Origin of the sequence: Enterococcus sp. DIV1067f (assembly GCF_050543505.1) — a bacterium.
Lineage (GTDB): Bacteria > Bacillota > Bacilli > Lactobacillales > Enterococcaceae > Enterococcus_D > Enterococcus_D entomosocium.
Window position 1 is genome coordinate 2212912 of record NZ_CP172940.1, and the last position, 13236, is coordinate 2226147.

Consider the following 13236-nt stretch of genomic DNA (forward strand, 5'->3'; position numbering starts at 1 on the left):
CGTTCCTCGTGACAAAATTGAAAGTTTATTGATAGATTTTTCACACTCCTTTTCAGAAAACTAGCGTTATACTTTCATCATAATAAAAAACGAGGTGACCTATTTATGAAAAAATTTTTGATTGGACTAGCAGTTGTCGTGCTTGTGGGATTTGGTGCATTGCAAATTGCTGAATCAGTCATCATGGGGGGCGACAGCTATTATGTCCAAATCACGACAGATGGCGAAAAAACGACTTCTAAAGATGACAGTGGCAATGTCTATACTCAATACCACTATGAACTACCGGCTTATGACGAAAATGGCAAAAGCAAAACCCTTGATTTCAATGGTTTCCAAGAGCGGCCTTTGCGTAAAGAAGCCTATTTGAAACTTACATGGAATGAGAAAAAAGGCGTGACCAGCTATGAAGAGGTCAAAGAAAAAGACATTCCCGCAAAAGCACTAACTCAATTAAAAGGAGCGTAACTTAATCATGGAAAAAATTATTCAAGCAAGTGAACTTACTAAAGTTTACGGAAAAGCCAACGAAAAACAAACCGAAGCCTTGAAAGGCATCAGCTTTGATATTGAAAAAGGTGAATTTATCGGAATCATGGGAGCTTCAGGCTCCGGTAAGTCTACCTTGTTGAACATTCTTTCAACCTTGGATCATCCAACCAAAGGTACGATCCGCATCAACAACAGCGACATCACCAAACTAAAAGGCGATGCCTTGGCAGATTTTCGCAGCCGTGAAATTGGCTTCATCTTCCAAGATTTCAATCTCCTAGAAAACTTAACAGCTTCTGAAAACATTGCGGTGCCCCTTTCTTTACAAGGGGTCAAACCAAAGATCATCCAACAACGGATCAAACGAGTCGCAGAACGTTTGTCTATCACGCATATCCTCGACAACTATCCGGCAGCAATCTCAGGTGGGCAAAAACAACGGGTGGCAGCCGCTCGAGCTTTGATCACGGAACCAACGATTCTTTTTGCGGATGAACCGACAGGTGCCTTGGATTCAAAAAGTGCCAAAGACTTATTAAATATGATGGACGACTTGAATACCAATGACCAAGTATCGATTTTATTGGTCACTCATGATCCCCTTTCTGCCAGCTATTGCCAACGTATTTTATTTATCAAGGACGGGAAGATCCATCAAGAAGTGAAACGTGAGGATCAAAGCCGGGAAGAATTTTACCGCAAGATCCTTGTCATTCTAGGAAACTTGGAACAATAAGGAGGAAGAACACATGCTTTGGAAATTATCACTTACCGGAATCAAAGGCCGGTTGAAGGATTATATCGTCCTCTTTTCTGGTTTAGTCATGGCCTCAGCCATCTTCTATATGTTCGAATCAATGGCCAGCAATGAAGCCTTTTTAAAAAGCAACTCGATCATCAGTATGGTGGTTTTTATCTTTCGCTTTGGTTCTGTCTTACTAGGAATCATCACCTTTGCATACATTTTATACGCCAATTCTTTCTTAATGGCGATGCGGCAAAAAGACTATGCCATGTTTATGATGTTAGGAGCCAAAGGACGTAAGATCGCCCAAATGATTTTCATTGAAACATTCTTGGTCGGGATCGCCGCCACTGCTGTTGGTTCTTTACTAGGTATTGGATTAGCCAGTGGTGTCAATACCTTACTAGTGAACCAATTAAATTTACAGATCAGCCATTATGCGGCCTTTAATCTACAAGCATTAGTCGTGACACTTGCATTCTTCTCGATTCTCTTTTTGATCGCTGCTATCTTTAATGCACGGGCAATTGCCAAGAAATCAATTTTAGCCTTGTTACGAGAAACCAGCACTCCGGCGCAAGTCAAGCAACGTCCTTTCATGCTCTTTTTGCAAACTGTCTTAGGGATTTGTTCTTTAGCAGTCGGTTATTATATGATGAGCGACTTGATGAAATTCCAATTAGTGGGGATCGGTGTTGCCCTAGTTACTATTATTTTAGGGACCTACCTTGTCTTTCGTTCCGTGATCATCACGATTTTATCTTTGCTGAAGAGGACCGATGCCATTGCTTTGAAAAGGTTAAACAATTTCACCTTGTCTCAGCTAAGCTTTCGGATTCGTGATTATACGCAGATGCTATCGATGGTAGCCATGCTCTTTGCTCTTGCATTAGGTGCCTTGACTGTTGGTCTGGGCTTCAAAAACGAGATCCCAATTATGGCAAAATCCGTTGCCCCTTATGACTTGTATTTGAATAATGCCCAAAATGCTTCTGACGAAAAAGTTGCAGCCTTAAAGCCGACTCTTGATGTCACTTATAGTCTGAAGGAAACAGACGACACCCTTTATTACAATAAAGATCAATTCAACAAGAACAACTTGCTCAGCACCAGTACGAATCAGTTGAGTATCAACGTTACCTACAACAAGCTGTCGGGAGACCAATTAGCCAAAGATATCACCGCGCAGGACCAATTGCGTAGCTACCTCTTGCCAGAACAACGAGGCAAAGAGATCCAAGTTGTCGATCAAACCGCTTTTGACACAATCAATGCCCCTGAATCCAGCTTGCGAATGGTGCAAGTCAAAGACTTTCAAACAAGTTACGATGCATTACATGAATTGGCGCAAACAAACCAAGAAACCAATACTACTGAAACTGCCGATACGAATTTTTCGCAACGGGTCTTCGTCTATGACACGTATAATGGTCTCTTCTCCGGTTTTGAATTTATGGGCTTTTTCTTGGGGATCGCCTTCTTGACGATGTTAGCAAGCTGCTTGATGTTTAAAATTCTTTCTGGGGCCAACAGCGACATTCAACGCTATACGATGTTGAAAAAAATCGGAACCCGGACTAGCTTATTGAAAGGATCGATCCGCAAAGAGATTGGTGTGCTCTTCCTAGTTCCTGGTATCTTAGGGATGATCCATGTCTTGTTCGGATTACAAATGTTCACAACATTGATGATCGATCCGTACCACGATCTATGGCTGCCCTTTGGCATCTTTATTGCTCTCTATGCCATTTATTACGTGGTGACCATCTGGTTATACACCAACATCGTTTTACGACCAAACAAAAAATAACTCGTACAGACTTTCTGAATTGCTCAACGCAAAGAGACCATCAATCCGCTTGATGGTCTCTTTCATTTCGTCGCTCTTCTATCGAAAAAAAACGCCGTTAGCTTTGAGGTTTAACGCCCATATGCATCGCGGCCGCACCTCCTGCATAGCTTTTGACTTGCAACACATCAAAGCCAGCTGCCTGAAACTCCCGTTTCAATGCCTCCTTGTCAGGAAAATCCCGCGCAGACTCCTGGAGCCAGGAATATTCTTGATAGCTTTTGGCGAACAATTTGCCAAATAACGGCATGACATGGTGAAAATAAAAAGTAAACAGTTGCCGCCAGCCGATCAGTGTGGGCTGTGATGTTTCCAGACAAACGATTTTCCCGCCTGGGCGCAGCATCCGATGGATCTCCGCCAAGACTTGTTGGCGATCCGCGACATTTCTCAACCCGAACCCGATCGTCACATAATCAAAGTGCTCGTCTGGAAAGCTTAATGCCATCGCATTGCCAGTCTGCCACTGGATCTGCGTTTGTTGCTTTTTCTTTGCCTTTGCTTTGGCAACCGTTAACATTTCTTCGCTAAAATCAACGCCGGTCACTTGCCCCGTCGGACCGACCGCTTCATTTAAAGCAAACGCCCAATCCCCGGTCCCGCAGCATAAATCTAATATCTCAGCACCCATTGGTACTGCCATCCGTTTCATGGTGTCCTTGCGCCACCGTTTGTGCAGCTGAAAGGAGATAATACCGTTCATTCGATCATAACGGGAAGCGATCGATTCAAATACATCATGTACTTTGGTTTCTTTGGCTGTTGTTGCCATTGCGGCACGTCCTTTCTTTGTTCCCTCCGTTTTGCTGTTGCTTCACGTGCTTCTGCTTTTTAGTCTAGCACGAAAAAACCTGCGGAACAAAAACCCTGCTTTCCCCTTTTCCTCCAGTAATTTCCCCACAAAAAAACAGCCTTTCCTACATAGCTCCCCGCTTGTTGACCAAGGCAATTCGGTCAGCAACAAGCGGATCCAGCAGTGAAAGACTGTTCTTCTTCTGTTTGTTTTAAAAAAGGTTGTTCACGTTTAATCGATGAAGTCCCAGATATTGTTCCAATAAGAAACACGGTCTGCGCCATTTTCATCTTTGTAGCGCACAGAAATCAAATTACGGATGTCATGAACAGGAATATCAAGGGTGACAGAATCCGTTACGGGTCTTTGCTGCACGTTGTATGTTCGATAAAAGGTGCCATCCATATAGACGTCAAAGGTACTAAGATTGGAATAAAAAATCTGCAGCTGATTGTTATGAACAGCAAGATTGATCAACTCACCAGTGACAGCGCGTGTGCCGGTCTGAAGCGTGAGACTGTCTTCCCCTATCAGAATATTTTCCGTCTCTGGCTGATTCCCCGAAACTCTACCGTTGATCGTTACCGGGGTCAGAACATTACCAGCAGCTGCCTGTTCATCCACTCGAGCAGTCAAGTTCCATTCCATGCGATCCCCCGGTGCGATTGGTCGTTCTAAGTGGATCGTGATACGATCGCCAGAAAGACTAGCCGAGGCGATATTGTCTTGGTACACGAGCGCATCGACATTTAAGAACGTCAATAAATTCGGCGAGATATCTAACGTCACGACAGCATTCTCAATATCGTCTTTCCCAGAATTTCGCGCATCGTTGCTTTCTACGATCGTCCGCAAGATCAATTGATTACCCACTGTGATAATCGGATTGCCTTCTTCATCACGATCAAAGCTTTGCGGTACTCGCAACGTAATCGATGGGTCAGAAGGTCGAATACTGGTGACTTCAAAGGAGAGCGCTGGTGGGAAACGTTCATCGCCAATGGCATCACGATACCCTAAATAGTCCTCGTAATCGCTGGCGGACGGATTCGTGCTCCCCAACTGACCATTGGGTTCCGTCGTGGTCGTATCTGGTAAGGTTCCTACGAAATCGTCGTAACGATCATTTGCAAAATCTTTCGCGTAAAATTCGATATACACATCCTCTTCAGGATCAAGGCGACGTGGTAATTGATACTGCCATGGCACGGAGTTGCCTTGTTCGGCATCAAGCGTAATGACATATGGGTCACCTGAAGCATCACGGATCAATCCTTGCGCGGTACTCGCATAAATGGCGACGCGCTCTTTTGGCTGGTCGTCTTGCGGAGAATGAAAATCCATGATCCCCGAAACTGTTGTCGTCCGTTCATTAAAGACCTGATCCTCTGCCACTTGCAGACCAGTCGGTGGTCGTACATCCACGACGACCGCATCAGGCAAAGCGGCAATACTCTCTTCTGTTGCATGAATGAAAATCGAATCATCAACATCCTCCATCGTTGGGTCTAATCCTCGGTGGGCACGCAGCACTTCAAAACGTTGACCTGTCTTGAAAAAGTCGTCCCGCGTCCATGCGATCACACCATTATGCACCTCACCAAAAACATCGACAGTTGATTTGGAGGAAAGCCATTGCGTTTCAAGCTGGTTGCCTGCTTCGTCCTTCAAAGCAACTTCTACCCAGACCTCATCATCCCAAGCATCGCGAATCGCCCCCGTGTATTCATACGGAACGACCGCTTTGGCATAAAAGGTTTTGTCGGCATTGGTCGGGGTCACTAAGTGCTGGATCATTGGCGGATAATTATTGGCAGAAAATCGCGTGTAGGCATTCCCGCCCCTAAAAGTCGTACTGTTGAACTCATTTGAAAAAGGCTCTCCCGGCTGCGGACTAACGATTTGTGCAAAATTGACATTGCCTAGTTGATAGCTCAATGGATTCCAGAAATTGTCCGGATCACCATCTAGATTCACTTCGTTGCGTTTTTCCCAAACCGCTAGTCCAACACGATTAGACATAAAGGTACTGTTACGGTTCGAATTAGAAAAAGCTTGTCCGCCATTCGGACGATTATTTCGGAAGTCATAAAACAGTGGTTCATCAATCACAAAATTGCTTCTGGCAACCGAACTGATTATTCCATTATTTGCACCTAGGGTCCGACCTTCCATTCGAAAAGTCGCGTCTTTTCCAGCTAAGAACTCGGCTTCTCCGCCTTGCATCCAAACAGCAGGTCCACGATGTGCATAGATATGGATTCGACTGTTTTCACCTTGTGCATGAAAAACCGAAGTTCCACTGCCATCAAGAGGAAATTGAATGCCTTGTCGACCAGCCGTATCTGAGCCATTACTGGCAGTAATGGTGGAATCAGCAGATGGGTCAAATTCTCGTTCTTCATCATTGTACTGATCAAATACGGCAAAACCTGTTTCATCAATATAGATGCCATCATCTGCCGCAGTTCTGGTGCCTGCATGGTTAAAGATATTCAACTGACCGGCTGACTCCACATAGAACTCGTTGTTCCGCCCGTACATCCGCACTGCAGCCGCATTTCCGTGGTATTTGACGATATTCATTTTCCCTTGGTCGGCAAGCACAAAGGTCTGTTCCCCGACTAAGCGAAACCGCATAACTGAACCATACTCATGATGTTGCCCATCACCAAACATATTAAACTGCGACCCTTCCCCAGTTACCGTCACATTGCCGCCGAGTTTGGTGGTCGATCCCGCTTTTGAAATTTGATTGACAAAAGCAGTGGTTCCTCTCGGTACACCACTCGTGGGAGCAGGCGCTCTAGAATAGGAGTTTACGACCGCACCACCAGAAATAATCGTACGAGAAAACTTATTTTGCGTTTCATCCCGTTGTCCAATCAAGGAAATTATTGCGCCGTTCGCTCCCGCTAAATTCATTTGTGATGAGGCATTTAAGACCGTGCCTTCTCCATCGACTTCAAAAATCACCTCGTTAGTACGTCCTTCGAGATTTGCCCAAATTGCTTGCCACTGGACACTATAGAGATCTACTTTGGAACCCTTATTGACCCGAAACGAGGTTGAGATATTATTGTTGTCTGGTCGGAGCCGAAAAATCGGCTGCGTATTTGAGATCTTGACATCCGCCTCATCTGTGATCAAGACACTTTTGACATTAAAGCTGCCAGTATCTGAACTGTTGCCCGCGGCTGGGTTCCTGTGAGCCACCCAATGGAACGTTCCGCGAATCTCGAGATTTCCTTGTTGCAAATAAAGGAAATTATTGCCTGTACTTCCCTCTAGCACACCACTTTTTGCCTCGATATTTTCTATTTTGACCGTCCAAAAAGCTGAGGCTGCCAACGATTGTTGATAGATCAACGCGTTTAATCCTAGATTGTTTCCCTGAAAATCGATCGTCATATTTTTCAACTCAAAGACCGCTGGCTGATGATCATGGGTAGTCGTCAGTTCAAAGAAACGTCCAGTAGGATTCGTGCTATAGTTTGGTGTCCCGTTCGTGTTGAAACGCTTCGGTGTGGTTAAGGTAAAGCCATTCCCATCGATGGACACCGACCGATCCAACGCTGTTAAACGATTGTTGGCCTCATCCGTATAATCAGCGGTAATGTCAGCGAGAAACACGATTTCAGAGATCGATGAATCACTAAAAGCAGCCCGCAGCGCTTGATAGTCCGAAACTTCGGCACGCTCTCCTTGCGTCGCCCGTTCTGAAAGCAGTTCGACTGCCGCTGACTCATTGGTTTCCTGCTGCTGAATGTCAAGCAAGGCTACTTCTTCTACAGCCTTGTCAGCTTCCAATCGCAAGGCTTGTCGTTCCTCGAGAGAAGGCGGAGCGATTTTTTGCAGCGTCCGATTTCCCCGCTTAAGGACAAATTCGATGGCTTCTTCTTCTCCTAAAGAAACTGGTAATGCCAAGGACAACGTTTCTTCCGTAGGCGCCACTTCGATCGCCACACCATAAACACCCTCTTGTTCAGCTGGATGCAAGGTCGCTTCCTCAAGCTCAAGCATTTCAAACATTTCTAATGACACCAGCGCTTCATGATTTGCCATCAAGAAAAGCGTCTCGCCAGCGGCTTGTTCCGATTCGATCGTCACTACATATTGTCCTGTTTCTGGGTCAAAGTGACCGGACACTTCATAAGAATTGCCACCATGGATAGCAAAGACCGCATACAAGACAGAAATAACGATAAAGACCCCTAATGCAGCGGCAGCCAGTTTGATTTTCGAGACAGTCGCTAGAACAGTAAATGATTTCATCTAGGCACCCCTTTCCTTTGATTACTCCAACAGTTCTTGTCCCGTTTCAAAGCTTGATAGATAATACAGCTTGATAACGACACTTGCCGAAAACGCATCTGCTCCTGACGTATTGCTTCCTTGCCGATATTCGACTGATTCAACTTTTAAAAAGCGATTCAGGTTTTCCATCCGATCAATAAAACGCACGATTCCTTCATTCGTCTCACTCAGGAGGTCAAAGCCGATCCTTGTGACCCGAAATTGCGTAGCCAAAGGATTGTCACCAGTCTGATCTGCCATTTGTTCTGGTGTAGGGTAAAGCATCTCCTCATTAAAGGTCGATTGCAAAATCGTGATCGGCAATTCCGTTTCAAGGGCAGCGAGATCGGTAAAATAAGACTCGATCGCCATGCCATTGGGAATGATCGGCACCTCATTGACCGTCTCTGAGGAAAGAAGGTCTGGTTCCCCTTGCAGGTAAACCAGCTGTTCCTGAATGTCGCGGATCTCTGCTTCGATCCCAGCTAATTCCTGAGCCAATTCGATCCCTTCGGCACGTTTGGGATTCAGTAAAAATAGCCAGAAAATAAGTACGGAGGTAGCGAGAACTAGCGCAATTACCGCGGAGATGATGATGTGTTTTTTGGAGAAAAAGACTTTAGTCATCCGCTTCCACCTCGCTTTCCTCTTCGCTCTCTTCACTGATCACTTGTGGTGCAGCGATTCGTGAGAGGTAGACAGTGATGCGCCCATCTTGCGGCGTTGAACTATGAGAAAAAGATTGATAAGTCACATGATGTACCCAATCGATTGCTTCAAAAGCCGATTTAAGGCGAATCAGACTTTCATAAACATCCCCTTGGACTGCCATGCTCACCAAAGGAAACAATGGTGTACCGTCTTGGGCTGTTTCGGACATTGTCCCCTCGCCATTTAGCAGCAAATTATACGAATTGATGGTCACATCGATTCCTGATGCCACTTCCTCAAAGGTTTCCATAATAGGCGCTGTGAAATATTTCTCTTGCTTTTGCAAGGCAATGAATTCTTGCAGGTCTTGAGATTTTGACGCTAGCATCTCTTCTAACTGGCGCTGGAAAACGATGCGCTCTGCTTGACTAGACATGATATTGCTTTGATTATTGGTCACCAGCCTTTGATAATACCAAAAGCCTAACCCACAAACCCCAACGACTACTAACGAAAGGAGAAGCGAAACCGAAAGAATGACTTCAAACGCCCGATTACGGATAAATTTATTAGGCAATAGATTGATGTTCATGGTTACACCTCTTTCGTCGCTAATCCCGCAGCCAAGATATAGCGGTCGGGAATTTTTTTCTTGCTGGTTTCACTTACTTTTGCGGAAATCGTTTTGACCGGCAAAGAAGACAACTCATGAAATATTTCTTGGACTTCTTTCCGCAGCATTGGATGACCGCCGACTAAGTAGATTTTTTTCAATTCACAATCAGGCGAGATTTCCTGATAATAGTAAGCAATCACCGAATTCAAGGTTTCTGCTAACCCTTCCAGTGCTTGGATCTCCGCACTTTCCCTAAAGTTCACTTGCACAGATTGGGCTTTTTCAATATATTTCCAGTTGGCTTGATTATAATCTTCATACTGCACGTAAGTCGGCACCAATTCTTCAAAAAAGGTGATATTAGCGATGCCAGCATCTAACTCGACCAGCACAAAATTTTCACTCCAGTTGATCTGTCGCTGAAACATACGACTATACGCCAGAAAACTGCAATCGACGCCCATCAGCTGATGGCCGCCTTTTTTCAATGTGTCGCCGAGTTGAATCAAAATCGGCTCTGATGTGACCACGACTGGCACATTGCCATTGATGGTAAACCGATTCCGCTGGATGACCACAGCTTGCGGTTCTGCTTTCTCTTCCTTCTTGCTGGCTTTTTTCTTTTGTGCTTTTGGTGCTTTTTCCTTGTTACCTTTACCAAGGATCAGTAGATCAAAAATCGGGTTTTCAAAAGGCAAAGAGATGGACTCCCCCAATTCAAAATACAAGTACTCGCGAATCTCTTTTTCCGAGTTCATCTTACCGATTGGGATCTGTTTGATCAGCAGACGAGAATTTAGTGCCGTGATCACCACACTCATCGTGCGTAATCCCAAGCGTTTGGCAATCTCATTGAAGGCGGCTTCAAGACTATCAGGATTGCGCAGCTTATCATCTTTAAAAATCGTACCATTCACAACCAGCTCGCCGTATTTGAGACGGTCACCTTTTTTGGTACAGTAACGGATGCAGTTTTTTTGGATGTCGATCCCTACTAAGCGGGGAATTGTTTTTTTGCCAAACATACGAGGACCTGCTTTCTTCTTGTTGGTTTTATATGAAGGAACCAACGTTATTTCTATGTACAACGCTTGCTTAGCAAATCAAGCAAACGCCAAGGTCAGCAACCCAATTCAAAGGAACCAGCCGCTGCCAAGATAAACCATGCCGGTAGCAATGGCGATAAAGGGACCAAAAGCAATGTAGCGGCTTTTGACTTTGCCCCGTAGCATTTGGATCACGTAAAAGATCACTGCCAAGCAAGAAGCGACAAATAAAACCGTCAAGACTTGCACAGGGCCGATATACACGCCTAAGACGGCAAATAATTTGATATCGCCGCCACCCATGCCTTTTTTACTGAGCTCCGCTAAGAGATACAATGGCAAGAAGCCAGCAAAGAAGCCAACGAGCCAATACCACCAAAATTCATTTTGCGGTTGGATCAACCGTAAACCGATCCCTCCAGCGAAAAAAGGGGCTAACACTTTATTGGGGATCAGCTGATAGAAGATGTCGCTGGCAGAAATAATGGCTAATAAGGCTAATAAACACCAAGCGGCAATCACTTCAGCAGTGCCCCAAAACAGCAAGGTCGTACCCGTAAATAGCATGCCGATCAACACTTCATAAAGAAAAGCAATCAGCGGGATCTTTTTTTGACACTTGCGGCACTTGCCTTTTAAAATAAGGTATGATAAAACTGGAATGAGGTCCCTTGCACCCAATGTCTGTTGGCAGTCATCACAGTGCGAGCGAGTCAGCAGGGATTCCTTTTTGGGAACCCGCCAACCAACCACTAGGAAAAAAGAACCTAGACACATTCCTATGATGAAAAGATAACCAATGATTAGGCCCATTGGGATCTGTTGCAAAATTTCGTTCATAAAAAACTCCTTTTTTCCTGGGGGGTTGAGTTGCCGTACACCTTAGGTCAGGTTAGTGACTTGAGGTGTTTTTAGTTTCCTAAAAAAATTAATATCTTATAACGGTGGAGGAGCTGGTTGAGGATCTCCAAATACATACTCTCGAGTTAAACCATTGATTTGATTTTGTGTTAACCCAGTACCGAGAACACCTATCTCGTTGCTATTTTCTTGTCCAGCCTTTAAAACGCCAGCTGGAGCATACATTGTTAAAGCACCTGTTGATCCGATATAAAACATAACATTATCAGTATCTTCCCATGATGTACTGTTTAGTAATCCATCATCCATTACATCTTCTAAGGTAAAATCTAAAACCGCGTTAGCTGTCCCGTCATTCAAGTTGCTATTAGTTGATTGATAGAGCACTGCTGCTGAGAAAGCTTGTTGAATATCAGAAACAACTGCATCTTCTCGAGCATTTTGAATCACGTTCCCAATCGCAATAACCCCGATCCCAGCGATGATCGCTAAGATAACGACTACTGCCAGCAACTCGACCAAGGAGAGGCCGCGCTCGTCTTTCAATAATTTATTCAATCGATTGTCCGTTGTTTCTTCTGCTAAAATTGCATCAATCATAGTGTGTTTACTCCTCCTGTTTCTTCCATATATATTAAACAAGCCGTCTAGGTGGCTTGATAATACCAAAATTCATTACCCTTGGATCGCACCGAATAAATCGAACATCGGGATCATGATCGCCGCAACGATCAAGCCAACGATCACACAGATTATCAAGATGACAATCGGTTCCATGATCGTTTTCAGTCGCTTACTGGTTTCATCAACTTCTTTTTGATAGATGATACTCAATCGTTTCAGCATGTCCTCTAGGGAACCAGTACTTTCGCCAATCTCGACCATCTGGGTCACTAACATCGGGACCATCATGTTGCCACGAAAGATATCACTCATCTTGCCACCTTCTTCAATTTGAAAGGCACAATTATCGATGATTCGCTTGATGTATTTATTGGAAACGACATCCCGACTCATATTCAAGGCGGTCACCATACCGACAGAGCTGCTAAGCAGTGTCGACATGGTTGTCATAAATAATGAAAAACTATTTTTGGTGATCATATCGCCCACCAACGGAATACGTAATAGAAAACTTTGAAAAGCGAAATCGAAGGTTGGATTGCGTCGCGCGATCCACAGTCCGACGAAAAATCCGACGATCAAGACGGCTAAAACCCACCCTCTGGTCTGAAGGAACTCGCTGATCGCCATCGTTACGACGGTGATCGTCGGCAGATCCGCATCAAATCCTTCAAATACTTCCACGAACATCGGTACGATCATCACCAATAAAATGATCCCCACGATAAAGGTTAAAATCACTAAAATAATCGGATAGACCATCGCTGTGACGATCCCGCTGCGGTTTTCGGCGCTTTTTTCATAGTAATCCGCCATATCCTTCAAATTTCCTTCCAGTGATCCAGACATCTCCGAAACAGCGATGACACTGGTCAGAAGTGTCGGAAAGGCATTGGGATGATCTTTGTAGGCTTCTGAGAGCGGGCGTCCGCTATCAATCTCATCCCGAACTTCGCCAAGAATTTTCTTGAAATTCGGATTTTTTTGCTGTTCTTCCAGCATTCGTGAAGCATCAACAATCGTAATCCCCGAAGCGATCAATGTCGAAAACTGGCGTAAGTATGCAACTAATAATTTTAGAGATACTTTGTTGAACAATTGAATCTCTTTATTCGCCAAGGTTTCTGGCTGTTCGATCAAACTGTTGACTTTGATATGCTTTTGGCGCAGCTTTTGGCGGGCTTCAACGGAGGAATTGGCACGTAAGCTGCCAGAAAACGTTTCGCCTCGGACATTGGTGCCTTGATAGGCAAAGAGTGCCAT

General features: G+C 44.7%; 11 protein-coding genes. 3 read left to right on the forward strand and 8 right to left on the reverse strand.

Annotation, left to right across the window (positions count from 1 at the left end; all coding sequences use genetic code 11):
• Positions 1-105 precede the first annotated feature (105 nt).
• Genes IGJ42_RS10295 through IGJ42_RS10305 form a run of 3 tightly spaced genes read left to right on the forward strand, consistent with a single transcriptional unit; the run spans position 106 to position 3047 of the window.
• A complete protein-coding gene (locus tag IGJ42_RS10295; RefSeq protein ID WP_005235132.1) occupies positions 106-468 on the forward strand; it encodes a YxeA family protein in 363 nt (120 codons plus the stop codon).
• A 7-nt stretch (positions 469-475) separates the two neighbouring features.
• Positions 476-1228 (forward strand): ABC transporter ATP-binding protein, encoded by a 753-nt coding sequence (locus tag IGJ42_RS10300; RefSeq protein ID WP_005235131.1) that lies wholly within the window; start codon positions 476-478, stop codon positions 1226-1228.
• A 13-nt stretch (positions 1229-1241) separates the two neighbouring features.
• Positions 1242-3047 (forward strand): ABC transporter permease, encoded by a 1806-nt coding sequence (locus IGJ42_RS10305; RefSeq protein WP_430615335.1) that lies wholly within the window; start codon positions 1242-1244, stop codon positions 3045-3047.
• A 97-nt stretch (positions 3048-3144) separates the two neighbouring features.
• On the opposite strand, the gene IGJ42_RS10310 is transcribed toward IGJ42_RS10305, so the two are convergent.
• The 8 genes from IGJ42_RS10310 to IGJ42_RS10345 all read right to left on the reverse strand — a co-directional run bounded on the left by IGJ42_RS10310 (position 3145) and on the right by IGJ42_RS10345 (position 13236).
• Positions 3145-3858, reverse strand: coding sequence for a demethylmenaquinone methyltransferase (locus tag IGJ42_RS10310; protein ID WP_430615337.1), 714 nt, complete (start codon positions 3856-3858; stop codon positions 3145-3147).
• A gap of 252 nt (positions 3859-4110) precedes the next feature.
• Entirely contained in the window at positions 4111-8154 is a 4044-nt protein-coding gene (locus IGJ42_RS10315; RefSeq protein ID WP_430615339.1) for a pectate lyase-like adhesive domain-containing protein, read from the reverse strand.
• A 21-nt stretch (positions 8155-8175) separates the two neighbouring features.
• Entirely contained in the window at positions 8176-8802 is a 627-nt protein-coding gene (locus tag IGJ42_RS10320) for a hypothetical protein (protein ID WP_086316318.1), read from the reverse strand.
• Positions 8795-9418: a hypothetical protein gene (locus IGJ42_RS10325; RefSeq protein WP_016620510.1), complete on the reverse strand. Its 624-nt coding sequence runs from the start codon at positions 9416-9418 to the stop codon at positions 8795-8797. The genes IGJ42_RS10320 and IGJ42_RS10325 overlap by 8 nt, the downstream gene beginning before the upstream one ends.
• A 2-nt stretch (positions 9419-9420) precedes the next feature.
• Positions 9421-10467: a type IV pilus biogenesis protein PilM gene (gene pilM, locus IGJ42_RS10330; protein ID WP_086316320.1), complete on the reverse strand. Its 1047-nt coding sequence runs from the start codon at positions 10465-10467 to the stop codon at positions 9421-9423.
• A gap of 108 nt (positions 10468-10575) precedes the next feature.
• Positions 10576-11328, reverse strand: coding sequence for a prepilin peptidase (locus IGJ42_RS10335; protein WP_008378680.1), 753 nt, complete (start codon positions 11326-11328; stop codon positions 10576-10578).
• A gap of 96 nt (positions 11329-11424) precedes the next feature.
• On the reverse strand, positions 11425-11949 hold the full coding sequence (locus IGJ42_RS10340; RefSeq protein ID WP_008378681.1) for a type II secretion system protein: 525 nt from the start codon (positions 11947-11949) through the stop codon (positions 11425-11427).
• Positions 11950-12024: 75 nt separating this feature from the next.
• Entirely contained in the window at positions 12025-13236 is a 1212-nt protein-coding gene (locus IGJ42_RS10345; RefSeq protein ID WP_430615342.1) for a type II secretion system F family protein, read from the reverse strand.

Excerpts from the sequence above, each read along its gene's own strand:
- IGJ42_RS10295 (WP_005235132.1), top strand. The coding sequence starts at position 106 with ATGAAAAAATTTTTGATTGGACTAGCAGTTGTCGTGCTTGTGGGATTT.
- IGJ42_RS10300 (WP_005235131.1), top strand. The coding sequence starts at position 476 with ATGGAAAAAATTATTCAAGCAAGTGAACTTACTAAAGTTTACGGAAAA.
- IGJ42_RS10305 (WP_430615335.1), top strand. The coding sequence starts at position 1,242 with ATGCTTTGGAAATTATCACTTACCGGAATCAAAGGCCGGTTGAAGGAT.
- IGJ42_RS10310 (WP_430615337.1), bottom strand. The coding sequence starts at position 3,858 with ATGGCAACAACAGCCAAAGAAACCAAAGTACATGATGTATTTGAATCG.
- IGJ42_RS10315 (WP_430615339.1), bottom strand. The coding sequence starts at position 8,154 with ATGAAATCATTTACTGTTCTAGCGACTGTCTCGAAAATCAAACTGGCT.
- IGJ42_RS10320 (WP_086316318.1), bottom strand. The coding sequence starts at position 8,802 with ATGACTAAAGTCTTTTTCTCCAAAAAACACATCATCATCTCCGCGGTA.
- IGJ42_RS10325 (WP_016620510.1), bottom strand. The coding sequence starts at position 9,418 with ATGAACATCAATCTATTGCCTAATAAATTTATCCGTAATCGGGCGTTT.
- pilM (WP_086316320.1), bottom strand. The coding sequence starts at position 10,467 with ATGTTTGGCAAAAAAACAATTCCCCGCTTAGTAGGGATCGACATCCAA.
- IGJ42_RS10335 (WP_008378680.1), bottom strand. The coding sequence starts at position 11,328 with ATGAACGAAATTTTGCAACAGATCCCAATGGGCCTAATCATTGGTTAT.
- IGJ42_RS10340 (WP_008378681.1), bottom strand. The coding sequence starts at position 11,949 with ATGATTGATGCAATTTTAGCAGAAGAAACAACGGACAATCGATTGAAT.
- IGJ42_RS10345 (WP_430615342.1), bottom strand. The coding sequence starts at position 13,236 with ATGGCACTCTTTGCCTATCAAGGCACCAATGTCCGAGGCGAAACGTTT.